Genomic DNA, 25,472 nt, shown 5'->3' with positions numbered 1-25,472 from the left:
GGTCGGTGACATCCGTGGTGGGAAGGTGTTGTGAGCGGCTCTCGATCTCTTGTTGTCGCGAGGCGGTGTAATTGTACGTAAATCGCTGTATCACACAGATTTTGATTCATCACGTGACGTTTCTTGGGTGGTGTGATTGCCTGCGGCGGCATCGTAAGATTTGATCAGATATTTCTTCAGTAGGCGGGGTGGCGATCGCATACGATTCGGAGCCAGATTCACGCCTGGAGGAGGGTCCGACGCGTCATTTTCGAGTTTTATTTAACTCGGCGTGTCGCTGCGCGGTTTAGTTAAACCCAAAGAGCAGGATTTAAGGCATGACAACTCGGAAAAGTCGGGGCGGGCGCCCAGCCCGCGACGTCGCCGTTCGCCATATCGGGGTTGAGTTCCCCGCGGAGATCGCCGACCGGATTCTCGCACCGGTTGACGATGGTCGTGTGAAGACAATCACCGATCGAATGATCGCGCTTGTTCAGCTGGCACTCGAGAACGAGCCAGCGATTCCGGCGCAAGCCAGACAGGAAGAGTTGCCAATGACGGGCTGATCAGAGCCCAGAAAAGGCGAAACCCCCCTTCGCTCGCCAGCTCCGGGGGTTCCGCTCGTCGTACAAACCGCCACGCAAGGGAGGAGGTCTGCCTTCTATGAGTATAGGACGCGCGATTCGTCGTGCGCACGCGACACGACGTGATATTGGTGTCCGCAACGTCTCATCTCAGCGTCAACGTGACAATTCCGTGTACGCAGACCTAATGTCGCCGGCCCTTCCGGCGTTCACGCATGCCGTGAGGGGGTGTCGATTCCACTAGCGAAAACGTCGGTGGGTCCCACCGTTTCCGGATGAGACCCACCGCCCATATTTGGCCGTTCCAACACGACCGCTCCTGTGATTGGCAGTCCCGCGAGCAGTCGTGTCGATACCGTGCGCTCTTGTCAGGGTAAGCCATGTCCTGCTGGTGATGCCAGCGACTCACGGCAACAACCTGGTTAAGGGCGCGTGAAAGGCGCGTCATGCACCCCAATTCTGCGGCTCAAGCGGCCGCATTTTCCGTCGACGCTGTTCAGATCACCCCTGTTGGCGAGGTTTCTACGACCAACGACCCAGAATGGGACGCTCTCGTCTCGGCCGCTGTCGAGCGGGTCAATGAAATCGAGCGACTCAACGCAGAGAGCGAGCAGCGTGGCCGGTCCTGGTCGTTACCCGTCGATCCGGGCCGACAAGCCTCAACACCAGCTTGGACCGGGCGAACTGCCTGGCAGCTCCAGGTCCGCAATGTGTTGAACTCCACTACCGGACGTGACGTTTGTCGGCGATTCAAGGTGAGCACAGAGTTTGTCTTCGCCGTGGCCGTAACCATGGCCTCGTTCGCAGAGCGGTCAACGGGCCGGCGCGTATGCGCCGCGCGGGACACGATCGCCCACCGCAGCGGAGTCAGCGTGTCAGTTGTAAAACGCGCGAGAAGGGCACTTCAGACACTTTCTGTCGCCCGCGAGATGGTACGAGGGAGGTACCTGAGAGCTGACGAATCGTATGCTGCTGAATCTCATCACGGGCGGATTCAACGTCGTGCGGCGTCAGTTTGGGCGCTGACATCACCGAAATCCCTGGTCATAGCCGCTGGACGCGCGGGGGAAAGGCTCTCCAAGAAGGTCCGACGCTCAAAGAATGCGGCTCGCTCGAGTTATCCCCAATTGCTCGCTCGTGGCCCCCTATCCCCTTCCAGGGGATTTAAGTTGTTATCTCTTGTTAGAGAGTTATCACCAAAACGCGCGCGAGCGCGCGCGGGCCAGCAATCTAAGAATCCGAAGTCCCTGGCACAGCAACCTCGACCGATCGACCTGCAGCGCACAGCCGCAGAGCTGCTCGTTCATGCACCAGCATTCGAATCGGCTGGGCACATTGGGGCAATCTGCGAAGTCCTTGCGAGTGCCGGCGTTGATGGGAATCGCTGGTGCGGGCGTGACATCGCCGCTGAGCTCACGCGCGATACCCAACAGCGGGGCTGGATTTGGCCGCAACATATCGAGAGGCCTGTTGGATACCTCCGGTGGCGGTTGACTCAGATCGATTGGTCCCGCCCCTCACCATCTGAGATGGCCCAAAAAGCGGCCCAGGAAGCCCGTCAGCGCATCGCTGACCGCGACGCGCGTCTCGGTTGCCGTGATCACCTCGTGGCGACTCCTGGGCACCGTGAGCGGTGCAAACAAGCCCTAACGTCGAAGCTGTTTGAGCGTCGAAAGGCTGATGCGCATACCTGAACACTGATGATCGACTTAGGCAGAGGCCAATGGCCAGTTCTGGGGCAGCCAATTCGCGAAAGGGTCCTGGGTGCAGGTACATGCGCTGCGTAGGCGATGGTTTAGGCCGTCATGGTCCCTCAGCGAATGGCGATCGCTGAGGCCGAGCGTGATCTTGCAGTCCAAGTGCATGGGCCCACTCCTACACTGCGCGTTAGAGCTTGGCGCCCGGCGCAACCAGTCGGGCCGGTGGCCGGTTTGTATTGCCGTGTCTAGTCGCGTCCTTGGTCCATCGTTCGTCTCACCGGGTCAAGTCCCGGGGCGTGGTGTACGAAGGTCGTTGTGTGCCTACTCGTTGGTGAGCAAGGCAGTCAAGGCCGGCGTCACCTCCTCAGTGAACTCACTGGTGCTGTCGGTGGGATGTCGCTGCAGGAGCGGGCCAGCGCGTTCAGGCTGAGATAGCGGCGCCCTTCGCTCCACTCGTCGTGTTGTTCGGCGAGGACCGCTCCGACGAGCCGAATCAGGGCGTGCGATCGGGGAAGACTCCAACCACATCGGTTGTCCGACGGACTTCCTTATGGAGGTCCTCCTGCGGATTGTTCGTCCAGATCTGCTCGGGGAATGCGGTGAACGTGCCAACAGGTCCGGCCGGGCGGCGTCGAGGTGATCGGCGACCTTCGGCAGCTTCTCGGCGGAAGCGCAAATGATTCGATCATATTGGGCATGAACGGAATCGGCGCCGGTTGGTCGTAGACCGAGCGCAGCATCATCTTCACCCAAGGCCGCGACGCCTTCTCTGGTCACCGGCATGAGGTTCGTCGAAGTAATGGGGTGCGGCACCTCGGTCACAAGGCACTCGGAAGGGTAGCGCCGATCGCAACCACCGGCACGGCGTGCGCGTCGGAGGTCACCAATCGCACCCCGGGACAAGCCGCGGGCGACCAGGGACCGGAAAAATGCCAGCCACCGGCCCCGTCCTCGGACTAGGTCACATCCACGACTAGGGCTTGCACGTTGACCACCCGCCCGTTCTCCCGCACCGTGAGCACCAGTGCGTGGGCAGCGACAAACGTGTAAGGCCCGGCATCGGGTGGCCGGCCGCGGAACGCCTCCACCTGGGTGTCGAGGTCCTCGGCCATGACCGAAACCTGCGACTTCGACAGCGAGCTGATGCCCAACGTGTCGACGAGCCGCTCCGTCCGCCGGGTGGAGACGCCGAGCAGGTAGCCAGTGACAATCACGGTGGCCTGTGCCTTTCGGCGCTCTTGCGGCGCCGCAGCAACCAGATGCTCCGGGAAGTACGAACCGGATCGCAGCTTGAGGATAGCCACGTCGAGGGTGTCGTAGCCGCGGTTCCGGTAGCCGTTCCGGCTGTTGCCGCGCTCGTCGGAGCGTTGTTCCGTAGTCGGCGCGGCACCGTGCGTCGGCCTCATCAGGGTGTGGATGAACCGTCAGTAGCTGGTGCAGCAGGTCGGGGTTGCGTCGGCGAGTTGGTCCGTCCGGATCTGCTGCAGGTCGATATCGTAGGCCCATGCACCTGTCTACGACAGGCCGGTCAGATGCGGAACCGATCGGTCTGCGGCCGACGAGCGCGGTGGCGGACACGGACCGCCGTCTTGACCAAAGTCACGTGCACCCGTAAACGTTTCGTCTCATGACCTTCCCGGAGTTTTGTGGTGGCGTCGAGACGCGGCGGCTGGCACTCCCGAGCCGAACTTTCAACCGGTGAGTGGATGACAAGCCGACCGGGAACCGGTCAGATCGCTAGGAAAGTCAACGGCCTCAGCCATGTTCGATTGCCATCCGGCGATCTGGACTAACGGTTGACGGCGCTGGATGTGCGACGGCTGGGCGAGGCGACTGGAACTCGCTCAAGCCCTCGGATTTGTGTTCTCAAGCCCTGGGGCCGACCGCATCGGGGTGATGCACCGTGCATCACCCGATGGATTGATCAGACGAGGTCGGGGGTGATCAGGCGGAGATGGACGGGACGTTGCCTGAAGGGATCACCCAACTTCCCGTCGGGTTGGTCTAGCGGGAAGACTGACCCGTGCGCCAGGGTGCTGCACCGCTCGACGGATCCCGAGACGTTTGCACGCAGTATTAGAAATTTGGCCTCGCCTGTTGGATTACGACAGGCGAGGCGGGTCGCCGCGTCATGATGGTTGGCGCTCAGTCCGAGCGTTCGGGACAGAAACGAATTCGACTGGGCGGCAGACCGCGATCCACAATCTGATCGCTAGATCTTACCCAGGACCGGGCGGGGAAGGTGTACTGAGCACTCCAGAAAGCCCCGGCCAGATGGACAGCATTCGGTTAGTCAGCGACACATTCGACGAAGGCGGTCGTGGGTGATGCACCGTGCATCACCCACGACTCGATCGAGCGACGCTCCCGTGAGCGCTAGCTGGTCAACTTCAAGCCCCATCCTCCCGTTCCTTGCATATGTCGTCACACGCCCACTCCCCCGGTGCGTCCAGGCTCGGTTGTGCTGCCTTGGTGGGGAACGGCCTCACCAAGGTGAACCAAGGCAGTGGACTCGGGAGAGCGTCAATATGCCGGAGCAACAAGGATGCAGCGCAGCGGGAATGCCCCGCCGATCGCTAGAGCGAAACCGATATGCGCGCGGGGCCACCCATCGCATCTCAGGCAGGACCCAGTTAGCCGGCGACCGGTATGACGCCACTTCCAATTGGCCCCAGCCCTCAGCGGAGGCTTCCCACGAGGCTCATCAAGTGGAATGGCCTCGATGCTGATACGGCCCCAACAAGTGCGTGAAGGTTCACCGCCTCGACGTGACATGCAACCCGTAGAGCAAGATCCGCTTCGTAACGAACGCCCCATCGATCGGTCTGGCAATGACCGCTGCCCCGAGCACCGCCATGTAGATAGACGCCTACCCGGGCGCGAGACTCTTGTCGCCAGCGCCTCCCGCGGCTTCCAACCTCACCTGACTGCCTGTGCGGTGATGCACCGTGCATCAGCGAAGGCCTCGACAGCGAAAGGCATCGGCCGCGCGGGCGGTCAAGTAGGCGACGAGCCGCGCTGAGCGACTCCCTTGCGGTGATGCACCGTGCATCACCACGAAGCGTGTTGTGTGGACCTCGCCTCGCCAGGGAATCTTGACTTGGCCCGACATGGGGTGCGTTACGCCGACAGTGATGCACGGTGCATCACGGCGAGATCCCGTGAGGTGGTCTACGAAATGTTGCGCGACTCCTCGAGGCATGCGGTCCGCTGCGTCCTCTCCGTTCGGGTTCTGCAGTGGCGGTGTGACCGCCAAGGGGACAGGTAAGAACGTCGAGGCCCATGACCGACGCGGTGGGGCGCCGTCGCTTCGCACGGGCGGTGTTGACTTGGGAGTGGGGTGCGCCTTTGGTGATGCATCGTGCATCACCAAAGGCGTCGACAGGGAGTCGACAGGGAAGGGACTCGGCCACGCCTAGCGGTCAAGTGGACGACGAACCAGGCTGATCGCGAATCCTCTGCGGTGATGCACGGTGCATCACCGGTTGGCAGTGGAACGCTTACCGGGCGCTGGGACTCTTCGCCGCCGAACCTAACCGCGGCTTGCAACCTCATCCGACTGCTTGTTCGGTGATGCACCGTGCATCACCCGGTGTTCAAGTCGGTGTGATGCACGGTGCATCACCGCATGGGCGACACGCCGTCGGAGATATCAAAGGAGGCGGATCGATCCCAGTACGCTCCATCTAAATACATGCAAAGCATGCGCAGAGAATGGAGGATGATGAACGCCGGAGTGACATCCGAAATGGTGGCCACCAGCTCATCGACCAGTCCGGCCGCGAGCAAACGTAAGCCGGCCGCACGTAAACCGGCAGGCAGGAAGACTGCGAGTCGGTTCCGAAAGTACGCCGGCGGCGAGGATAGCGAGGAGCTTGCGGCCGCCGCCTCCGGCGATGTAACTACTACGCAGGCGAATGGTGATGCAAACACGGGCGGCATCACCGCCGCGCTTGCTGGATTAGCTGCCGCCGACGGCCAAACCGTTGTGCAGGTTCCAGTTCTCCAGACCGCCCCGCACCCGTTCAACGACCCGGACAGGTCTAAGCCCCAGGCTGGCGACCCAAAGTGGGATGAGTTGGTCAACGGCGCCAGGGCGAACGGCATCAAGGTTCCCGCGCTGCTGGTAACACGCGAGGGTTTCCTCGCGCAACGGCCCGACCTCGCCCACGCTATTGGTGACGATGCCGAGTATGTGGTCATCTACGGGCACCGCCGCCGTGCGGCCGCCATTGCCGCCGGGCTGGCGACGATTCCGGCGGTGATTGACGACGCCGTGATGGACGATCACGGCGACCTCGACGCCATGACGCTGGAGAATCTCGGACGCCAGGACCTTTCGGAGATCGCCGAGGCCCAGATGTTCGCTCGGTACTCCGAGTTGGGAATGGGCCAGCGTGCCATCGCGGAGAAGCTAGGTGTCGATCAGGCGACGGTGTCCAGGCGGCTGTCGCTGTTGCTTCTCGCCCCCGAGGTTCAAGCCGCGATTGCGGAGGATGCGATTCGTAGCGCCGAGGGGGCCGCTTTGGCTGGCGCGCTCCCCTATGGTCCCGCGCGGAGCTGGCAGAAGAAGCCGGATCCGGCTCAGGGCACGGATGTTCGTCGTTCTGAGCAACTTGCGGCGTTCGCGCTGATTGCTGATCGCGGAATGAGCCCGACGCGCGCGGCTGAACGTGTGTTGACGGAGCGGAAGTCCCGAGAGCAAGCATCGGCTGCGGGGCTCGATATCGTGGATCCGCACGAGCGGTTCGGTGTGAGCTTCCATGAGCATCGACTGTTCGAAGTATCCGATATCGATCTCGCGAGCACCAAAGTCGTCGGCGCGATCGACCCCGGGCAGGGAACGCTTGTCTACTACGCCGTCGACAAACCCGCTCGAGCCGACGACGATGCCGACGAGTTGGCCGCGAAGCGAGAAGCGGAAGCAGGGGCGGCGGCAGCGAAAGCACGTCGAGAAGCGGGCAAGAAGCTCGCGGCCTCCGTTCCGTCGCGGGAGAAGTTGGTGACTTTCCTCATCGACCAATATGCCTATGGCATCTCCGCTCTGGCGACGAGCAAGGAGGGGTGGAGGCTGGCGCAGGCGTTCGTTGGATTGGAAGGCCTGGAACCCGCCGAGTTTCGGGTGAGTGTCGAGAATGGTGACGAGAAGCGCCGCAGTGAGATCGCCTGGGCATGTGCGGTTGCAGGTTACGAACTCGCGGCAGCCGATTCCTCCCGGGATTGGGGCCGTTCCGATCTCGTGTACTTGGACTTGCTGTCCGAGCGTGCCGGTTACAAGCCGACCGCGTGGGAGGAAGCCCGCCTCGACGCTGCGCGTCGCGCACTGTCTCTCCCCGCTTGATGTCGGTGATGCACGGTGCATCACCGAGTTCGCATCCCGCGCCGCCGCGGGGTGATGCACCGTGCATCACCCCATAAGCGGACACCAACGAATTCAGAACCTTCAAACCGCAAGGAGTTCCCGTGGCTACCTACGCAGTAGCAACACTGTCCGGCAGTGCCGGAAAAACGACGACGGTCACGTCGACCGCCACGTTGCTCGCCCAGGACGGATACCGCGTCCGAGTCCTCGACATGGACAGTCAGGCAAACGCGAGCACCTGGCTCGGATATCCGGAAGCCTCCGGTAAGACCGCGGCCGACGTCCTTCGTCGCAACGCTTCGATCAAGGAAGTCGAACGCCCAGCGCGGGTGTTTCGGGGGTACGACGAAGCCGATCAACCCGTGTACGAGGAGATCCCCAACCTCACAATCGTCCCCGCCGCTCGCGACACCCTCGACAAGCTGATCGTGGAGTTGCCCGCGGTGACCGGTGGTGTCCTTCATCTGCGTGACGCCCTCGAGGAAGCGGATCCTGTCGACGTCACCCTGATCGACTCTCCCGGCTCCTTGAATGTCCTGGTGATCGCCGGCATCCTCGCGACAACCGTCGATGAGGAAGGGCCGTACGGCTCCTGGGGCCTGATCACCTGCACGAAGCCATCCGGCAAGGAGAACGAAGGCATCCCGGCGTTGGAGCAGGAACTGCGGAAGATCAAGCGGACCTACCGAGTCGACGTTCCGCTGCTGTCCATCGTCCCCTGCGCGGTCCCCCCGATCGGCGACGTTTACCGTGAGCAGATGGACGATCTGCTGAGCGAATACGAGGACAGGGTGACGCCCCCGATCCGTCGTGCGAGCATCGTGGATGAGGCCTACACGAACTATGTTCCGGTGCCGATCTACGGTTACAGGGCAAAGACGGTCACCAGCGACTACCGCGCTGCGCTGACTCACATGCAGAAGCTGGGGCTGTTCGGACAACGGGCAGTGGTCGCGTAGGGACTGGAGGCCACCTGTGGTGAACGATGTTGGGCGGCACATGCGGCCTTCACGTGGGACAAGCACAGTCAATGTGCCCCATGATCTGCACGCGCTAGCCCGGGCCGCCGTACGCCTCGTGCGTCGTAAGACCGGGCGGCCGTACTCGCTTATGCAGTTCACACAGGAGGCATTCGCAGCGCAACTGAGAGTGATTGCCGAGACCTACAACGATGGTCGCGCGATTCAGCCCGACGCCGAGCCGTTGGAGCCCGGTAAGGCGGTGTGAGGCAGGGCGGGTGGCGTGGAGAGCTCTAGAGGCAGGCGGAAGGGCTTGTGACAAGCCGTCGATGCAATCCCGCGGCGGTAAGCCCTCTGCTGGATCGTCATAGATGAGCGAGGGCTACCAAGCGAGCGTCGCGAGCCAAGTCGGTGTGGTCGGCCGGCGCGGTTCCGTCGCCACGATTGATGAAACTGGGCTGTCCCGTTCCCGCGTCGATCGTGCCATGCCGGACGGTGCAGTCAATCGTGTGATGGACGACGGACGCGGCTCCACAGTCCACGGCATGCGTACGCCGTTGCCGCACTGCCGGCGAAGATCAGAATGATCAGAAACAAGACCCCGGTAACCGACGTGCTGCCTTGGCCACTGAACCATTCCCAGCCCAGCGAGAGACCGGGCACCAGTGCCGCGAGACCGACCGTGAGGAGTACGACCAGACCCGCGATCGTGTCTCGGGAGAACGTTGTTTCGGCCACCGCGTCACCATATCGGGACGGGTGTCCGCAGTGACGACCTTTCCCGGAGGGTCTGCGTGCGATGCGGTGCCCGACGGGCCGGGGACGCCTCCGCCACTTTGCTGAGGCGACGACGGCTCTCTCCACGACTGGACGCCCCTCCCCCGGTTCCCCGCCCCGTTCGATTATCGATTCGCGCGTGTCCGGGTTCGGTTGCCGCTATTCAGTCTGGTCGGACATCCAAATACAGGCGGAGTGCGTGTTCGACCAGCGCGCTACGGCTACCCGCGGACCACTCTTCGGCAAGAGCATCGAGTGTGGCGGTATCGGAGGCGATGATCCCGGCAAGAGGCACACGAGCCTGAATCTCGCTGTGCCGTCGGCGGCGCGGTTGCGCACCTGCCTCGCGCCGCTTGAACAGTCCAGCGCTTGCTTGAGGTTCTGCGGCGCTCCAGTGGCGTTGAAGTTCGCCGGCGTGCCTCTCAACAGCGTCGAGGACCACTTGCCCATAGGGACGCGCCGTTGCGCGGTCACGCTGTCTTTCCTCGAGCGTGACTTGGCGCAGTGCTGTGTATACCGCCGGGGGGAGATAGACCTCAGGAGGGGCGGTCCGGATCGGCGCCGGGCTGCTGTCGCTGCGTGTTTTGGTTTTCCGACGAGGCGCAACGACCGGCTTTGAAGCCTCAGACTGCAGTTGGGGGGCTTCAGGTTCAGCGTTCGGCAATTCCGGCGACGCGTCGTCCGACTCGGGAGGATCGGGCAACGCTACGGGTGACGGTTCCGGTACGGTGGCCGCTGCCTCGCCTTCTTGATCCTCCGATGAGGGTGCGGACTGCGGGGCAGTCGTTTCGTCGACCGTTTCGGTGACAATGCTCAACGTGGGGAGCAAATCGTCGAGATCTCCAAGAGCTCCGGGATCGAATGCAGCCTTCCGGCGTCGTGCACTCACGCCACTCCCCCGGAAACTTCGTCCTTCTCCGCCGACGCCAACCGGCTGAGAACTTCTCGGGTAAGGGATTGGTAGTCACTCGCGAGACCTGACGGGTCTCGGGACCACAAACGCTCACCGAGGCGCTTCTTGTCGCGCAGCCGCTGGATCCGATTCTTCAGTTGATCCTCGGCGGCGGCAACCAGTTCCGCGGGGGTCAGGTGACGGATCCGGAGATCGACGGCGGCTGCACGATCAGAGCGAATGAAGGTTTCGAACGGCGCAGCGCCGCTGCCCTCGAGCAGGTCCTCAACCTGCTCGAAAACCTCACGGTTCCGCGCTGTCGCGCGTGGGTTCGCATCAAAGAGAACAACACCGAGAAGTTGGATGAGGGAACCGTTCTCCCGTGCGCGAAGGTAGCGGGCTGCGAGGAGCTCCACTCCCGACAGGCTTGCATCGTCGTCCTTGGTCGGCACGAGGAGGTAGCGCGCGGTACCCAGCAGTGCGTCGAGCAGTGGGGCGTCTCCGGGGCCCGAGTCGATCAGAATCAGGTCGTAGTGTTCGACTGACTGCAATTCGGTGAGGGTGGACACGAGGTTGCCCCGCAGATCCATTCCTGACTGGGCGGCGGTCGCTGCGATCGCGCCGATGACCGCGAGTGCTGGTCCTCCGGGGATGAGATCGAGGTTCGGTCGGACCTCTCGGGTGGGTTCGAGCGGGTGCGCGTACTGAAGGGCCATGCTGAGGCCCTTCCCGCGGTCTCCCTCAACTCCGAGATCCGAGGATGTGACGTTTGCCTGCTGGTCTGCGTCAACGACGAGTACCCGGCGTCCGGCGGCTGAGACCATGCCTGCGACAGCTGCGACGATCGAGCTTTTGCCGACACCGCCCTTTTGGTTGGCGATGAGCACACTGCGCGGGGGCTGCGTTGGTGACATGCATAGCACGGTACGGCTGGCCGGTCTCGTAGATGGCCAACGACACGCCCCTGTCTAAGGGGGTGCAACACGTCATGAGTATCGCCGTTGCTAAGGCTATTAATCACGCCTGTTCAACGGTGGTTGGGCAGGTGGTGCAACAGGTCTTGTTCTAGGCCTTTGTGAACGGTGTTGACATCGGCCTTATAGGCCGTCTTGTAGAAGGTCGGGTTGATGATCGTCTACACGGCCTATTCAAGGGCGGTGTGTAAGGGCATGGTTAACGTGGTTGCGATGGTTGTCGCACAGGGCATAAACGAGGTGACTGTGGCGGTCATGTCACTGGTGGTGGTAGCGGCGTTTGTTAAGGACGTTGCCAAGGCCATAGTTAAGGCCATAGATATACGAGCAGTTCAGAGGGTCTTTTGCTCGTTCAGATCGGCAGACCTGAACGGTTCACATAGTGGCGAAATTGGTTCTCCTGTTGCCTGAATCTGCGCGATGGGGGAGTGGACTCTGCTTGCTCGGCACCGACCTTTCGGGGTCACGGTGGGTCGTTCCCCTACACGGAGCGGCGAGGTAGGAACCTGGTCTTGCGGACGGCAGCCGAAGGGGGCCTGGCGCTTCTCGCGGGGCACGGAGCCATAAACTCCCTGTTCAGAGGGGAAACCGCTCTCGTTGCTGCATACCCGGGCCGGGGGAGCGGGGGTGGGTGCCGGCCGCGGCCTTCTTCGGTGCGCCACCAAGAGTGCGAATGGCGCCGTGTTCAACTCCTGGATCGAGCTGCCATGAACAACTTACCTAAGGCCATATGCACGGCCATACCAACGGCCATACGCATGGTCGCCACCGAAGTCTTTGGTTGGCCGGGGCGATCGGTGAAGAATGTCGCCGAGCTAATGCCTGGAATCCGCCCTTAGGGGCGGGGCCACGCCTGGAACCGACCCACATTAGGCCCGCCGTACCCCTCCCAGTGTTACGTCACTTGACGAAACTCCAGAAGGGGCGTTCTTCCCGCTGTCAAGATAATTGACCGCTCCAGTCTCGGTGAGACGGACGCCTTCAGACGGGTCTTGATGCACGGAGCGAGAAGAGGGGCGTCAGCAATTCGTAACGTCATCGTCAACGAGCGCAAAGCCGTCGGCGCAGTGCCTCCAACCAGTTATCGCGTTGCCGGCATAATGGGGAACCGTCGCACAAGTCGTGCTGACCGCAGCCGCCACGTCTGATGGCAACGAAATGCCTGTTCAAGAGGTTCCGGTGTGGGTTTGTAGCAGCGGGATCTACGGCCCTCTGACCCACGGCGAGCGGCAAGTATTCTGCGGAAACGGCGAAGAAAAGAAGCTAGGGTCCAGTCACTTCCGCAATCTGTTATCAGACCCACGCTAAAAGAAGCTCAGAACTCGATGTGAGGAAGTCCCCAGGTCAGGACCTCTTCCAAGAATATAGGCACCATCCGAACAATGGAAGTTGCGATCGACTGTTGCGGGGAGCTGCCTCGGATTGCATCAACCGCAGGAGGAAGCATCAGGGGGTGGTCGTGCGAGAGTGGGGAGCGGGGTCTGCTTCAGTAGGCCGCGCGACCGGGTGATGCACCGTGCATCACCACATCCGGCGAACGAGAACATCCCGGTCGCAGCTGTGCCATTACGGCACGGCGTAGCGGATCCACGAAAACGACCGCTACTCCTGGAATGATGTGCACGTGAGCACTCACGATGTGTCACGCCCTGCAAGCCCGACGTCAGCGGAGGCCATGCCTACCGTTCCGTCGGGCGGCGACGCGACGCAGTCGCTGCCGGGAGTTGACCATCGAGTCATTGCCGAACTCGACCGGCTGCAATCTGCCAGCACCGCACGAAACTACCGGCAGGACTGGGTTAGGTTCGCGAGTTGGTGTGCGCCCCGAGAAATTTCATTGATGCCCACCGACCCTCGTGCTGTCGCCGACTATGTGCGTGAGAGCGCGGAGACGCGGTCCGAGGTGGGCGATCGGATGTACTCCATTGCGACATTGAGTCGCTGGGTGGCGTCCATCAACTATTGGCACCGCGCATCTGGATTGCCCCTGCCCGGTCGGTCGCCGTGTGTCAAAGACGCGCTCGCGAACGCGCGAAGGGCATACAAGCAGAACGGTGACCGCCCAACCAAACGGGCGCACCCACTTCGTATCGGCGAGCTCGAAGGAATTGTCGATGCGAGCCGTCGTGACGCAACGACATGGGTCAAGCGTGCGCGGGAGCGCCGCGACAGCGCACTGTTGCTCATGGGTTTCGCGGGGGCACTTCGGCGCTGCGAGCTGTCCATGCTCACCATTGCTGACGTGGCGCAGGGCCGCGACGGCGACCTTCAGGTCCAGCGTGTAGGGCCGCACGGAAGTCTGGTCGATGGCTTAATCCAGCATGTCCAGTCAACGCGGGATCACACAATGTGCGCGCCGTGTGCCTACAGGCGCTGGCTCGAGGTGGTTTCGGCTGTCGACGGCTTCGGTCGTCCAGGTGTGATTCGGTTGCTCCACCAACACGAGGAGTTCGAAGACCACGTCTGCCTTTCCGCAGCGCCAGTTGTCCAGGATCCGGCGTTACCGATATTCCGTGCCATCCGTGCGAACGGCAATATCAACTCGGGCGCGCTCTCGGGTGCTGCAATTCACGCCGCGATACGGCGGCGCGCAGCCCTTGCGGGCCATTCGCACGAGTTCGTCGAACGCGTCGGGGGAGAGTCGTTGCGGGCCGGCTCTGCTGCGGAGCGATTGGACAACGACTCGCAGCGTGACCGATCTTTGCGCCGCACGGCTTAGTGTCGCGAGTGGTCTCGGGAGCGAGCGAAACAACAGTTGGACTCCGGGCCCGATCATCACGCTATTGGGAGTGAAGGTGACAGAGGGCGGGCTTTGGTGGCGTGCGGTTGTGGTTCTTCGTCCGTTGCGCGGCTGGCCAGGGGATAATGCCGAACGTGCGGTGTGGGCAGTTGCCTGGCTCGGGAAGAGAGCTCTCTGGGCGACACATGGCTCTGGTGCGTGATTGGCGGCATCGTATTGCATAGCCTCGTACTATGACGATCGCGCAGTCGGAAATCAAAGGCGTGCAGAATGTTTCCGCGCTGGTTCCCCGGAGTGGTCAGGGTGCACAGTACCGATACGACTGGGCTCTGTTCGCTGATTGGTGTACTGCGCTCGCGGCGTCGGCGCTCCCCGCTGATCCCCTTGCCCTCGCGAGCTTCCTTGACGAGCATCCGGCGGCTCAGTCCACCCAACGGCGCCGTGTCGCAGCGATCAATTGGGTGCACAACGCCAGTGGGTACCCCACGCCTGGGTCTGCTCGAGTGATCCGCCAAGTTCTGTCAGCACGTGCAGGTAGACGCGACGATCTCGCTCGCACCGCACGCGGGGCGCTGTTGACGCTGCCAACGGTCGGGTGGCCACAAGGATTGTTTGGCCGAAGGGATGCGCTCATCCTCGTGCTCAACTGCGTTGTTGGGATCTCCGCGACCGAGGTGGGGGACCTTCAGCGGAGCGACGTCACGTATGACGGGAATATCGTCACCGTCGGCGCCGGACACGCTGTGGAGCTGCACCCACTAGCGGACGACCCTCAGCGCTGCCCCGTCGCGATCTACCTGAGATGGGCACGCCTGCAGGCGTTCTTCGATCGCTACCCCTCGAACCGAGTGCTCGCACGAAGTCTTGCCAGTGCTCATGAAATCGCCGATGACACGGTGGAGTCCTACGGGAAGCTGCCGGGCCTGCGGGAGGGCCAGGACGGGCCCCTGCTGCCGAGCTTCGATCAGTGGGGACATTTCGCCGCACTCCGCCGCGATCGCCGCGGGGTGTCCGGCAAGTCGGTCACGACAATCGTTACTGCCCATCTGACGGGAGCCGCCTCGGCGAGTCATACCCGCTCAGATCCGAAGGACAGGCCTGCCGAGGTCGAGGTGGAAGAGGAGGTGTCCTCACCATGGGTCTACGGCTCCGAGAACGGGGTGGACTGCGCATCGCTCGGCCCGGAAACGCTCACCGAGCAGTATGAGGCGGCTATCGCTCGGAAGTATGCGGATGTCCGGGCATTGGGAGATCTGGCTGAGGCTTTCGAGGATATCGATCGGAAGGCTGACGCGATCCTAAGTCGCACCGAGGAACTGCTAGCGCAGATGGGCATGGCGTAGTCACTGGCGGTGCGACGACCGGGATTGAACAAGATCCTGTCCCAGTGAGAGGACGAGGAACAGTGTTCTCCGCCGAGAGGATTGGGTGCGGGTGAGGACTTACGCCGTGTAATACGGTCGTACGTATTGCGGGCATGGGTAGGTCGCACCGATTGCGCCGACGGATGGCTACGACGATTCCGGACTTGGACTTTCGAAGACCTCCGCAATGGGCAATTCATCAAAGACGCGGAGGACACTCTCCATCGCTCAGGCGGAGGGCCTGTTGGGCGGGATCGGTTTTCACGCTGCGGTTCTTGGTCCGCGTGGGCGGGGACCGGGAGAAACTCCAAGTGCTGCGAGTGGGCCACGCTCCTCGTCGGGTAGCGCGTCTGCTCGCCACTTCTTCACTGCCCGGTAGAGCCACTGACCTACCTGTTCGCCCTCAGAGTTGACATAGTTCGCGGGAACGAGTGCATTGCCATGCTGCTCACGGTAAGCAGCGATCTCGGCCAGCATCCGACGTCGCTTGCTGTCGGTGCGGGTGACCGCGGGTAGTGGGGCATTGTCTTCGCTCCATACGAAGCCGATTGAATCGAGTTGGTGAATGCGATCTGCCGGAAGGGTGCCGAGCATTCGCGCGACGCGCTGCCGGTACTGCCAGCGACCGAGTTGGAAGCCAAATTCAGTTACGTAGTTCTCGGGTATCGCTGTGTGAGGATGTTGTTGCCGGAATGCTGAGTACAGCTCCAACGCCGAGGCTGCGGACCGGTGAGTACGCATCGAGATCAGTCCTTCTGTGGAATCCATATACTTGTAAAGTACATAGCTTCTTCTTTGGCGATGTCAACCACATTGACCGCGTGTCGCTAAAATCACCCGGACCGAGGCGAGGCGACCGCCGGACTGGCGCCGAGTATCTGTCCAACTCAGACTTCTCGATCGTGTCCTTTTCGCAATCGTCCTCGGCGAGAGTGCCGTCGAGGTTCCCTGCATTCGCATCAGCGGGAACTGGAAGTGTCTCGATCCCCGAGTTCGGGCCCTGTTGAGCTGAGTTGGGATCCGAGGGGTCCTCGCTACGGCCGCACGTTGTTGCTCCTCGCAGGTTCCGTGGCTTTACGTCCACCGACAGAATGACTTCCGGCCAAAGGGGATCCATTGTCGCGCTCGGTCTTCAGGCCGCGGCGGTCCATGGCTACCAGCTGGCGGTGGGCGGTCATGGTTGAAGGTGCAACGGAACGTCCATAAACCTCCACGCATGAGAGGCCGTGCGGTCGGCGGGATACGGATCGCTTGGATTTCTAGTGGTTCCAGTGAGACGAGCGTTCGTCGTGAGCCGGGATCTACGACCGGATGGCCGCGCCCAGCCTCCGAGGAGTGGGCACCGATCGTGCTCTACCAAACGCTGGAATCAGCGATGTCCCGTTCGAAGACCTGTCACGGATTGGCAGGTGAACATGACTTCGCAGTAGTGTTCCCCGGGTTATCGACGTGAAGGAGTGGACTGTGGCGCGCAAAATTGTTGTCGAACGCATCGACGACATCGACGGAACTCCGATCCAGAACGGCAAAGGGGAGACCATCGCGTTCTCAGTCGACGTGTCGACTACGAGATCGACCTGAAGGACAACAACGCCAAGGAATTCCACAGCACTCTCACCTTCTACATCGAGCATGCAACTCGCGTCGGTGGAAGGAAGCGTCGGTCGACTCCTGCAGTGGAACCGTCGCAGGGGCGTACGCGGGCAAAGGAAATTCGGGAATGGGCGACCACCGAGGGCTATGAGCTGTCCACGCGTGGACGGATCCCCGCTCAGATCGAGGAAGCGTACAGCGCAGCTCACTGAGTCCACGTTTTCGCGCGAAGGCGAAAAACAGCCTCCAGCCAGCTCATTTCGAGTTGGCCGGAGGCTGTGACAGTTCGAAGGTCAGGAGGCGGACGACGCTTCGATCAGTGCCTGGCGCTGGTTGGCTCCGAGTCCGCCGATACGACGGGTCTCGGCGATCGACAGTTCCTCGAGGAGTTTCGCGGCCTTCACTGATCCGACGCCGGGGAGCGCCTTGAGCAGTGCCGAGACCTTCGTCTTCTTCACGATTTCGTCCGTTTCGGCCTTGGTGAGCACCGCCTCGACGCTGAGGTCTCCCGCCTTCACTGCGGATAGGAGTTCGCTACGCGCTTTGCGGGCTTCCGCGGCCTTCGCCAGTGCCTCGGCGCGTTGTTCCGGTGTTAAGACAGGCAGTGCCATGATGGTGCTCCTTGTTGCGTTGTTCGGCCAGATCGTCTGGCTGTCCCTCGCCATCGTGCCAGGTGGAACGGACATGTCCGCATACTGATCGGTTGGCGCCGACCTCCGGATGGCTGTTCTTACAACTACGGATGTGTCCGACAGTGTGCCTGATCAATACGTCGTCAGGGTGTCTCGTTAGCAATGAGCGTTGTCGATTCAGAGCAAAGACGTCCTTACGTCTGGGTGATCAATGATCGCCAATCGTGTCCCTGCTTCGGGTGGAAGCTGTTGCGGCGGAGATGAACGCTGCGGATTTCGGAGGCGCGTGCAACCTGAGGATCATCGTCAAGAAGCCCGCTGACTCAATAATTCGAAGAGCGCGAGCCGGGGTGGCGTGCTACCCCTGTGCGTGCCGGCGAAGTAGGGGTCGGCGAAAGGTTCCTCAGTTTCGAGGAGCGTGCCGGATCGATTGCTAATGGTGTTCGGTGGTGGCGTACGCGTCGGTGCGGCATGATTCGCCATGGTCAGTCATAGTCGTATGACGAGGTCACAGTCGGTGGAGGTGAGTGATGGATCCGTTCGAGTTCGTTGCTCATATTCCCTGTCCGCACTGTCGTGTAGGGATTGGTGAACGGTGTGTCACCAAGGATGGGTATGTGCGGAAGATCCCATGCCTACATCGCGTTAAACTCGCTAAATGGCCTGACACGGAAAAACTTCCAGATCATCGATCGGATTCGAAGCGTGATGATGACGCGCATGGGAGCTCCCGCGACGAGTGAAGGTGCGCCATCGACTCCCACGCGGAGTTTCTATATCGACTTGCTGTTCTTCAACTGGGTGCAGTCCCGCTTCGGTGTAGTCGAGCTCAAAATAGGCCGGTTCGAACCCGAGTACGTCGGCAAGCTTGGCTTCTACGTGTCCTGGGTTGACGACAACCTTCACGACCACAACCAGCATGCTCCGACCATCGGGCTTCTGCTCTGTGCGGGCCGCAATGACAACGTTGTCCGCTACTCCCTGGCCGAGACCACCGCACCACCGCACCCTCGGCCGTGGCCGACTACACCTACGACACCCTGCCCGCGCCGGTCCGCGAACTTGTCCCCACCGACGATGAACTCGCGTCCGCCGTCGGCGAGACCCTCACCGACTTGAAAGAGAGCCGTTCATCACGTGCCGACGTCGACGCCACGCAACCCACTGCGCAGACTGCGCTGGTGGCCCCACCTGACGTATTTATCCAACACGCTGTTGGACAAATACAGATACGGCACAGCCGGCGCTTGGTTTCGATCAGAGTCGTCTGGAGATGGTGATGCGCCTCTTCTCGATGTCCCGAATCGCGGAAACGTCGAAAACCGCAGGTCTATGCGGAGACTCGACAGTACTTCACCGCGGTGCACGAGATCAGAGAGCGTGGCGATCGCTGCAACGTCTGCGGCCGGCAGCCCGACCTCCAGAGCATCCAGTTGCGCACAAACGTGAATGTCCTGCAGCACGAATCGTCTGCTCAGTGGCACCTTGTATCGCACGTGGGCAAGGTAGAGCGCTGCTTGGCGCAGTGATTCCGTCAGCAACATGTGTCGTACAGGCCGCCCCTCGTGCGGTAGAAGCCGTGCAGGCGCGGCCGCTGTGCCGCGATGACGAAGTGATTCGTCTGAGTGACCGTTCGGCGTGATCAGTGAGGAAGACCTCGGCGATCGCCTGCCGATGCACGTATCAGCGGGTAATCGACCGCTCGAAGGATAGGACAGGAATTGCCTCGAGTAGCGGTTGGCATGCTCGCGCCACGAACCCCTCCACAGAAAACCAACCGGTTCTAATGTGCCATCGAAGGTGATGCTATTTGCCGCCAGCGCCGGCGGGCCTCAGTGGGGCGCCGCTTCCTCGCCTCTCGAGAAGTAGACGCTCGCAGCGACGATCTTAATGTGGCATCCGTGGGTATGTCCGGCACAGTCGATTCGTTCAACGGAGTCGGAGGTACGGTTCCGGGTCCGCGCCGGGAGACGACACGCTAGGAGGATACGAGGTACGAGGACAGTCGGCGAGCGGCGAACTGGGAGAAGTAGTCGACTTTCGCGTCGTCGACTAGCCCGGGCAGGAAAACCTTCCATGCGGTGGTCATACGCTCAGGCAGTTCCCTCAGTGTGTCGGTTGCGACCGCCAGTAGGCGCGTGCCGAACGTTATCTCGAGCAGCAGGCGGCCGGCCTCGTCCGGATTTGTGTCAGCGCGGAAGTCGCCTTCGTCGACTGCCCTTGCCGCCAGTGCCTGGTAGGTCGAGGTCCATTGATCGAAGACCACGTGCCCCGTGCCCCGGAAGTCGCCCATCTCGTTGAGCAGGCGGAATGCGGCCGACATCAGGATGTCATTGTTGGACGGATCGATCATCACGTACGAGATTCCGATCAACGCTTCCAGTGCTGGTGTGCGGGAGTCGAATTGTTGAGAGCATGCCGCATCGAGGCGTGCGCAGCCTTCGTCGATGACCGCCCGTGCCAACTGTTCTTTCGAGCTGAAGTGGAAGTAGAGCGACCCCTTCGTCACCCCGGATTCGGAGATGATCTCTTGTAGGCCTGCGTTCACGTAACCCATACGGTTGAACGCCTCAGCTGCGGCGACCAGCACAGCCTGCCGCGTGGCGATAGCGCGCTTCTGCAAGGCGCCCCCTTTCTGCAGCTGATGCTGGTGTCGTATCAAAACCTACAGGTCGGTATTGGTTATGAGAACTTGGACGGATGTCTTGTTTTGCTGCGCATGCAAGTCCCCGGAAACCCTGGGGTCTTCTGCGCCGCCGCGGGGGCGTTCCTCGGGACGGGTCTGTGCCGCGGACTGGCGAAAAAGAATTGACGTCATCGACTGCGTCACACTTTCTGACTATTGGTGACCGCTATCATACGATTAACCGGCACATGCCTACTGTCCAAGCGACGTGGGCGGGTGTATTTGACCCCGCCAGCCAAACCCCCAGTGGCTGGCGGGGTTCTCCAATTCTTGGTGGTCCGACTGCCCTGAATCGATGCCATCACTGGGAAGCTACTGTCCGCGCCGGCGGATGGGCGAACTTGCATCACTGCACCGATGTTTGTAATGAACATCCTCGACGTAGCGGAACAGTCCGCACGGGCGATGCCCGTCCGCCCGAAAGGGGTGGCGGGCGATCCAGAGGGCTTTTACTCGCGACGCGACTAGAGGAATTGGTATGCCGAAGTCCGACCACCGGGTTGCCCAGCTGAACCGCTCGATTGAGTCGCGGCTGACCAACTACGAGAGCGCGAGGCGTCACCTGCCCGAGGTTGCAGCGTACGTAAGGGTGCAGAGGACGCTCATGGCCGATCACCAGCCCGAGGGCGGACGGTGGGGCGCCTTATGCCTTGCCGACCATGACCCGATGACGCCGTGGCCCTGCGACGGCGTACGGAAGTTCGACAGTCCTACCGCCTACTTCGACTGAATGCAGGTCGGATAGACCCAGGCGCGTCGCGGCAAGCCGACCGGCGATCAGGTCGGAAATGGCTGCAGGAGCCGCCTGTGTGCGGTGTCCGCCCGTGTCCATGGATTCCCTATGACATTCCCTGTCATCGGATAAGGAATTGACGACTGGTACGGGCCTTGGGTTGCGTCCATAAAGATGGTGTACCGACCGGATTCGGATCTGACCGGCGTGTCGTAGCCCAATGAAGGCGGCCATCGCGTGACTCTTCGAGAGACCGACCAAAGCCACTCGATGAAGGACCACGCGATGACCACTGCCCACGATATCGACCTGCACCAGTTCCTGACCGACCGCCTCACCGACGCCAGCCCCGACCTGCTGCGCAGCCTGCTGTCCACGTTCATCGACGCGCTGATGGGCGCCGAGGCCGACAGCCTGTGCGGCGCCGGTTTTGGTGAACGCTCCGAGGACCGCACCAACAGCCGGAACGGTTACCGCCACCGGGACTTCGCTCCCCCAAGCACTGCGTGCAGGGCGGTACCCCCACCCGCGCCGGAACCCTTGACATCGCGATCCCCAAGCTGCGTCAGGGCTCGTACTTTCCTGATTGGTTACTGCAGCGCCGCAAGCGTGCCGAGCGGGCCCTGACCTCGGTGGTGGCCACCTGCTACCTGCTCGGGGTCTCGACCCGCCGGATGGAGAAACTCGTCGACTCGCTCGGCATCACCAGCCTGTCGAAATCCTAGGTGTCCGTGATGGCCAAGGACCTCGACGCCCAGGTCGAGGCGTTCCGCAGCCGCCCGCTCGACGCCGGCCCGTACACGTTCGTCGCCGCCGACGCCCTCGTCCTGAAGGTCCGCGAGAACGGCCGGGTGGTGAACGTGCACGCGCTCGTCGCGGTCGGAGTGAACGCCGAGGGCTACCGCGAGATCCTGGGAATCGAGGTGACCTCCGCCGAGGACGGGGCCGGTTGGCTGGCGTTCTTCCGGTCGCTGGTCGCCCGCGGGCTGTCCGGCGTGCGGTTGGTGACCTCTTCACGCGCACGCCGGCCTCGTGTCGGCGATCGGCGCGACCCTGCCCGGGGCCGCTTGGCAACGCTGCCGAACGCATTATTCGACCAATCTCATGTCCCAGACACCGAAGAACTCGTGGCCCTGGGTGCGTGCGCTCCTGCACTCCGTCTACGACCAGCCGGACGCCGATTCCGTTCATGCTCAATATGATCGAGTGATCGACGCCTTGTCGGAGAAGCTTCCGAAGGTCGCCGACCATCTCGACGCGGCTCGCCCGGATCTGCTCGCGTTCACCGGCTTCCCGAAGCAGATCTGGCGTCAGATCTGGTCGAACAATCCCCGATCGGTTAACCGGCTCTCGGGCGACACGATTCTATGCGCGGCGTGAGGTCCGGGGCCGATGGCCGGATGGGGCGCATGCTGACGGTGTCGGCTCGATCGGAGAGGAGCAGGCGATGGCCGTTCGGGTGCACGCGGTGGACGACGGTTATGTGGTGGTCGGCGAGTGGGAGGGTTGCGCGGCAGCGAACGCGTTCCTCAAACATCTGGCCGGGCGTGCGTTCAGCGTGGCGACGGTGCGGGCGTATGCCTTCGATGTGCTGAACCTGGCGCGGTTCCTGATCGCCCGCGATCTCGGATTGGCGTCGGTGACGCCGGTGACCGTGTTCGAGTGGATCGACTGGCAGGGCGTGCGCCGTGATCCCCGACCCGGCGCAACGACGAGGAACGGCAGGCAGCGCACGGCGGCGGCGTCGACGATCAACCGGCGGGTCGCGGCGGTGCGGGCGTTGTTCGAGTACCTGGTGATGACCGGGGTGCGCGCCGACAATCCGGTGCCCTCACCCCGGCGGGGTCAAGGGTTACGTCCGTCGGGGCGGGGTTTGCTCGGGCATCTCGGGCCCGGCCGGCCCCGGGCCGGAGGCCGTCTGGTGCGCCAGCCGCGGTTGCTGCCCGAATCCCTCGACGCCGACGCGGTGGACGTGTTCGTCTCGTCGCTGCGCACCCATCGGGATCGGGCGATGGTGTGGGCGATGCTGCTCGGGGGTCTGCGCAGCGCCGAGGTGCGATCGCTTCGGTTGGCGGAGGTGGATTTCGGTCGACGCCGGCTGCGGGTGCTCGGCAAGGGTTCGAAGGAGCGTGTGGTGCCGGTCGATGCGGTGTTCTTCACCGAACTATCGGCCTATCTGCGCCTCGAGCGGCCACCCGGGTTGGTCACACCGGAGTGCTTCGTGGTGCTGCGGGGCCCCACCGTGGGGGCGCCGGTGACCGAGGCCGGGTTGCGATCGTTGTTCCGGCGGCACCGGGACCTGTCCGGCGCGGGTCGGGTGCGTCCGCACCGGCTGCGACACACCTACGGCACCGAACTCGCCTCCGCGGGAATCGATCTGATGGTGCTGCGGGAGTTGATGGGGCACGCCTCCCCGGAGACCACCGCCGAGTACGTGCACCTGTCGATCGAGCAGCTCGCCGCCGAATACGGCGCCGCCCGGGCCAGTCTCGCCGGGGCACGGCGATGACCACGGCATGGCCGACCGTGGTGGACCCGGATACGGTGCTGGCCGGCTATCTCGACCACGTCGCCACCCTCGGGCTGGGCGGAAGAGCCGTCCGCGGCCGCACCCGCATCGCAACCGCATTCCTGGCCGTGCACCCGGATCTGCGGGAATGGATGGCCCGGCCTGCCTCGGACCGGCTTACCGAACTCCGCAGCACCGGGGCGTGGCCGCTGTTGTGTCACGTCATCGGTCGAGACGAGCTGCGACTGGACCTCGAGTTCGCCGCGGTCAAGAACCTCACCGGACTCGGGAGTGCGGTCGAGGCCCGCGACCCGGACGGGTTCGCCGCGGCCCGGACTGCCGGACTGGCCTTGGGCTGGGCACCGTCGTGGGTCGAGACCGTCCTCGGCGAGTGCCTGGCGGTGCTGCTCGCCTGGCATGGCGGACTCGTCAGCGACATCACCAACGACACCGTCGACGATTTCGACGCCGCATTGGCTGCAACACAATCTATTCCGCCGTCGTCTCGGCGGGCATACCGCAACCGGATCGCGGGTCTGCGGCAGGTGCTGTTCGAGGCCCGCATCGTCGACATTCCACCACGGCGCCGGTCCTGGGCCCGCAGCCACGCCCAACGGTTCGCCGACGTTCCGATGGCAGACGCGATCCGCGAGACGTTGTTGCGCTACGTCACCGTCCGAGCCGCCGTGCTTCGCCCGAAATCCGTCGAATCACTGATCAACGACCTCCTGCCGTTCGCCGACTACCTCACCACACACCACCCCGAGGTCACGTCCCTCGACGGCCTCGACCGCAGTCACATCGAGGGCTTCCTCGCCTGGAACCGCACCCGCACCTGGCGTGGGCAACGCGCCGCCGCCGGCGCCGGACGCACCATCTCGAGGGCCGTGATCCAATCGGCGGTGCTGAGCCTGCGCAACCTACTTGACGATCTCACCGAATGGGGCTGGGAGCAGGCACCACCGCGTCGGCTGGTCTTCGCTGCCGACGTCCCCAAGCTCGACCAACCCTTGCCCCGCGCACTGGCACCCGACGTCGACGGCGTGGTGATGAACGCTGTTGCCGGATTGGAGGATCCGTTCGCCCGCATCGGGTTGACGGCGCTCCGCGGGGCGGGGTTGCGGGTCGGGGAACTGCTCGATCTCGAGCTCAGCAGCGTCGTCGACTACGGCCCGGCCGGGACCTGGCTGAAGGTGCCGCTGGGCAAACTCGCGACCGAGCGCATGGTGCCGCTCTCGGCCGCCACCGTCGCGGTGTTGGACGAGTGGACCACCCAACGCGGCGTCTGCCGACCACTGCCGCATCCGCGCACCGGAGCTTTGACCGATTTTCTGTTCGTCGCGCACGGCCGCCGCCTCGGCCAGACCCGGCTGCGCAACGGGCTGCTCGCCGCCGTTGAACGGTCTGGGTTGCGCGGCACTGGCGGCGGGCCCCTGATTGTCACCCCGCACCAGCTGCGGCATACCTGGGCCACCGAGCTCGCCAATGCCGGGATGAGCCTGCAGGCGTTGATGGCGCTGCTCGGGCACGTCACTCCTCAGATGACTCTCCGCTACGCCACCCTCGCATCGCCGACGTTGCGCGACGCCTACGACCAGGCCATGGGCAAGATGCGCCGCCGGTTCACCCTTACCCCGGTCGGCAAGCCGATCGTTCCCGACACCGTCAGCTGGCTCGGCAGCGAGATGCTCAAAACCCGTGTTGCCCATGGCTACTGTTCTCGGCACGAAGCGGCCGGAGCCTGTCCCTATGCCAACATCTGCGAGACCTGCGACAACTTCGTCACCGGACCCGAGTTCCGCGGCGCGCTCGAGGCGCAACGCACCGACGTCCAGGCACTCGAAGCCGATGCCTGCGACCGCGGCTGGCCCGACGAAGCTGCTCGCCACCACCGCGTTGCAGACGCCCTGACCGATCACCTCCACCGGCTCGACCGCTGACTCCAGATCGCCAGTCTGCGATTGACCCACACGCGAAGGCCGGTTAAA

At 63.0% G+C, this 25,472-nt stretch carries 18 protein-coding genes and 4 pseudogenes; 13 read left to right on the top strand and 9 right to left on the bottom strand.

The features are described 5' to 3' along the window. Positions 1-317: 317 nt before the first annotated feature. Complete coding sequence (locus tag JVH1_RS41080; protein WP_005262432.1) at positions 318-545, top strand: hypothetical protein; 228 nt, start codon at positions 318-320, stop codon at positions 543-545. Between the two features lie 2,039 nt (positions 546-2,584). On the opposite strand, the pseudogene JVH1_RS41075 reads toward JVH1_RS41080, so the two are convergent. Next, positions 2,585-3,769 (bottom strand): annotated as a pseudogene (locus JVH1_RS41075) (transposase). 2,215 nt (positions 3,770-5,984) lie between these two features. Between JVH1_RS41075 and JVH1_RS41070 the strand changes: the two are divergent. Together JVH1_RS41070 and JVH1_RS41065 are read left to right on the top strand one after the other, a co-directional pair. Next, a complete protein-coding gene (locus tag JVH1_RS41070; protein ID WP_237735330.1) occupies positions 5,985-7,604 on the top strand; it encodes a ParB/RepB/Spo0J family partition protein in 1,620 nt (539 codons plus the stop codon). A 122-nt stretch (positions 7,605-7,726) separates the two neighbouring features. After that, positions 7,727-8,584 carry a ParA family protein gene (locus JVH1_RS41065; RefSeq protein WP_009480312.1) on the top strand — a complete coding sequence of 286 codons (858 nt, stop codon included), beginning with the start codon at positions 7,727-7,729 and terminating at the stop codon, positions 8,582-8,584. A gap of 501 nt (positions 8,585-9,085) precedes the next feature. Here the strand turns inward: JVH1_RS41065 and JVH1_RS41060 are convergent. From JVH1_RS41060 to JVH1_RS41050, 3 genes are all read right to left on the bottom strand, one after another. Next, on the bottom strand, positions 9,086-9,322 hold the full coding sequence (locus JVH1_RS41060) for a hypothetical protein (protein ID WP_009480310.1): 237 nt from the start codon (positions 9,320-9,322) through the stop codon (positions 9,086-9,088). Between the two features lie 202 nt (positions 9,323-9,524). Then, entirely contained in the window at positions 9,525-10,178 is a 654-nt protein-coding gene (locus tag JVH1_RS41055; RefSeq protein ID WP_371113156.1) for a hypothetical protein, read from the bottom strand. A 68-nt stretch (positions 10,179-10,246) separates the two neighbouring features. After that, entirely contained in the window at positions 10,247-11,167 is a 921-nt protein-coding gene (locus JVH1_RS41050) for a ParA family protein (RefSeq protein ID WP_037206227.1), read from the bottom strand. A 213-nt stretch (positions 11,168-11,380) separates the two neighbouring features. On the opposite strand from JVH1_RS41050, the gene JVH1_RS41045 reads away from it, so the two are divergent. The 3 genes from JVH1_RS41045 to JVH1_RS41035 all read left to right on the top strand — a co-directional run bounded on the left by JVH1_RS41045 (position 11,381) and on the right by JVH1_RS41035 (position 15,310). Beyond that, on the top strand, positions 11,381-11,638 hold the full coding sequence (locus JVH1_RS41045) for a hypothetical protein (protein WP_157174102.1): 258 nt from the start codon (positions 11,381-11,383) through the stop codon (positions 11,636-11,638). A gap of 1,264 nt (positions 11,639-12,902) precedes the next feature. Beyond that, a complete protein-coding gene (locus tag JVH1_RS41040; protein ID WP_009480305.1) occupies positions 12,903-13,946 on the top strand; it encodes an integrase in 1,044 nt (347 codons plus the stop codon). A gap of 254 nt (positions 13,947-14,200) precedes the next feature. Then, the gene (locus JVH1_RS41035; protein ID WP_009480304.1) at positions 14,201-15,310 is read left to right on the top strand and encodes a hypothetical protein; all 1,110 of its coding nucleotides are present in this window, start codon (positions 14,201-14,203) and stop codon (positions 15,308-15,310) included. Between the two features lie 282 nt (positions 15,311-15,592). Here the strand turns inward: JVH1_RS41035 and JVH1_RS41030 are convergent, their stop codons facing one another. After that, positions 15,593-16,099: a helicase associated domain-containing protein gene (locus tag JVH1_RS41030; protein WP_083849914.1), complete on the bottom strand. Its 507-nt coding sequence runs from the start codon at positions 16,097-16,099 to the stop codon at positions 15,593-15,595. Positions 16,100-16,795: 696 nt separating this feature from the next. On the opposite strand from JVH1_RS41030, the pseudogene JVH1_RS41025 reads away from it, so the two are divergent. After that, positions 16,796-17,136 (top strand): annotated as a pseudogene (locus tag JVH1_RS41025) (Lsr2 family protein). An 81-nt stretch (positions 17,137-17,217) separates the two neighbouring features. Here JVH1_RS41025 and mihF read toward each other — a convergent pair. After that, complete coding sequence (mihF, locus tag JVH1_RS41020) at positions 17,218-17,535, bottom strand: integration host factor, actinobacterial type (protein ID WP_005564740.1); 318 nt, start codon at positions 17,533-17,535, stop codon at positions 17,218-17,220. A 675-nt stretch (positions 17,536-18,210) separates the two neighbouring features. After that, complete coding sequence (locus tag JVH1_RS41015; RefSeq protein ID WP_237735334.1) at positions 18,211-18,477, bottom strand: hypothetical protein; 267 nt, start codon at positions 18,475-18,477, stop codon at positions 18,211-18,213. Here JVH1_RS41015 and JVH1_RS41010 point away from each other — a divergent pair. Further along, positions 18,358-18,675, top strand: a complete 318-nt coding sequence (locus JVH1_RS41010) for a PDDEXK nuclease domain-containing protein (RefSeq protein WP_237735333.1) — start codon at positions 18,358-18,360, stop codon at positions 18,673-18,675. The two genes, JVH1_RS41015 and JVH1_RS41010, sit on opposite strands and share 120 nt — an antisense overlap. Continuing rightward, on the top strand, positions 18,573-18,836 hold the full coding sequence (locus tag JVH1_RS41005; protein WP_371113193.1) for a hypothetical protein: 264 nt from the start codon (positions 18,573-18,575) through the stop codon (positions 18,834-18,836). Before JVH1_RS41010 ends, JVH1_RS41005 begins: the two co-directional genes overlap by 103 nt. Before the next feature lie 144 nt (positions 18,837-18,980). Here JVH1_RS41005 and JVH1_RS41000 read toward each other — a convergent pair. Together JVH1_RS41000 and JVH1_RS40995 are read right to left on the bottom strand one after the other, a co-directional pair. After that, positions 18,981-19,100 (bottom strand): annotated as a pseudogene (locus JVH1_RS41000) (AfsA-related hotdog domain-containing protein); the annotation flags it as partial. Between the two features lie 434 nt (positions 19,101-19,534). Continuing rightward, a complete protein-coding gene (locus tag JVH1_RS40995; protein ID WP_043782658.1) occupies positions 19,535-20,179 on the bottom strand; it encodes a ScbR family autoregulator-binding transcription factor in 645 nt (214 codons plus the stop codon). Between the two features lie 541 nt (positions 20,180-20,720). Between JVH1_RS40995 and JVH1_RS40990 the strand changes: the two genes are divergently transcribed. The 4 genes and pseudogenes from JVH1_RS40990 (at position 20,721) to JVH1_RS40975 (ending at position 25,424) form a co-directional block, all read left to right on the top strand. After that, positions 20,721-20,972: a hypothetical protein gene (locus tag JVH1_RS40990; RefSeq protein WP_043782656.1), complete on the top strand. Its 252-nt coding sequence runs from the start codon at positions 20,721-20,723 to the stop codon at positions 20,970-20,972. A 288-nt stretch (positions 20,973-21,260) separates the two neighbouring features. After that, positions 21,261-22,310: pseudogene (locus JVH1_RS40985) on the top strand (IS256 family transposase); the annotation flags it as partial. Between the two features lie 112 nt (positions 22,311-22,422). After that, a complete protein-coding gene (locus tag JVH1_RS40980) occupies positions 22,423-23,484 on the top strand; it encodes a tyrosine-type recombinase/integrase (RefSeq protein ID WP_043783004.1) in 1,062 nt (353 codons plus the stop codon). Further along, complete coding sequence (locus JVH1_RS40975; RefSeq protein WP_043783006.1) at positions 23,481-25,424, top strand: tyrosine-type recombinase/integrase; 1,944 nt, start codon at positions 23,481-23,483, stop codon at positions 25,422-25,424. Before JVH1_RS40980 ends, JVH1_RS40975 begins: the two co-directional genes overlap by 4 nt. The last annotated feature ends 48 nt before the right edge of the window (positions 25,425-25,472 follow it).

This window comes from Rhodococcus sp. JVH1 (genome assembly GCF_000280725.2).
GTDB classification, from domain to species: Bacteria; Actinomycetota; Actinomycetes; order Mycobacteriales; family Mycobacteriaceae; genus Rhodococcus_F; species Rhodococcus_F jostii_A.
The sequence above is the reverse complement of the archived record's forward strand: the minus strand, read 5'-3'. Positions and strand labels throughout refer to the sequence as shown.

What these genes read in the sequence shown, in the direction of transcription:
- JVH1_RS41045 (WP_157174102.1), top strand. Translation starts at nt 11,381, where the DNA reads ATGATCGTCTACACGGCCTATTCAAGGGCGGTGTGTAAGGGCATGGTT.
- JVH1_RS41015 (WP_237735334.1), bottom strand. Translation starts at nt 18,477, where the DNA reads ATGCTGGTTGTGGTCGTGAAGGTTGTCGTCAACCCAGGACACGTAGAA.
- JVH1_RS41050 (WP_037206227.1), bottom strand. Translation starts at nt 11,167, where the DNA reads ATGTCACCAACGCAGCCCCCGCGCAGTGTGCTCATCGCCAACCAAAAG.
- JVH1_RS41035 (WP_009480304.1), top strand. Translation starts at nt 14,201, where the DNA reads ATGACGATCGCGCAGTCGGAAATCAAAGGCGTGCAGAATGTTTCCGCG.
- JVH1_RS41040 (WP_009480305.1), top strand. Translation starts at nt 12,903, where the DNA reads ATGCCTACCGTTCCGTCGGGCGGCGACGCGACGCAGTCGCTGCCGGGA.
- JVH1_RS40980 (WP_043783004.1), top strand. Translation starts at nt 22,423, where the DNA reads ATGGCCGTTCGGGTGCACGCGGTGGACGACGGTTATGTGGTGGTCGGC.
- mihF (WP_005564740.1), bottom strand. Translation starts at nt 17,535, where the DNA reads ATGGCACTGCCTGTCTTAACACCGGAACAACGCGCCGAGGCACTGGCG.
- JVH1_RS41070 (WP_237735330.1), top strand. Translation starts at nt 5,985, where the DNA reads ATGATGAACGCCGGAGTGACATCCGAAATGGTGGCCACCAGCTCATCG.
- JVH1_RS40975 (WP_043783006.1), top strand. Translation starts at nt 23,481, where the DNA reads ATGACCACGGCATGGCCGACCGTGGTGGACCCGGATACGGTGCTGGCC.
- JVH1_RS41080 (WP_005262432.1), top strand. Translation starts at nt 318, where the DNA reads ATGACAACTCGGAAAAGTCGGGGCGGGCGCCCAGCCCGCGACGTCGCC.
- JVH1_RS40990 (WP_043782656.1), top strand. Translation starts at nt 20,721, where the DNA reads ATGCCGAAGTCCGACCACCGGGTTGCCCAGCTGAACCGCTCGATTGAG.
- JVH1_RS41030 (WP_083849914.1), bottom strand. Translation starts at nt 16,099, where the DNA reads ATGGATTCCACAGAAGGACTGATCTCGATGCGTACTCACCGGTCCGCA.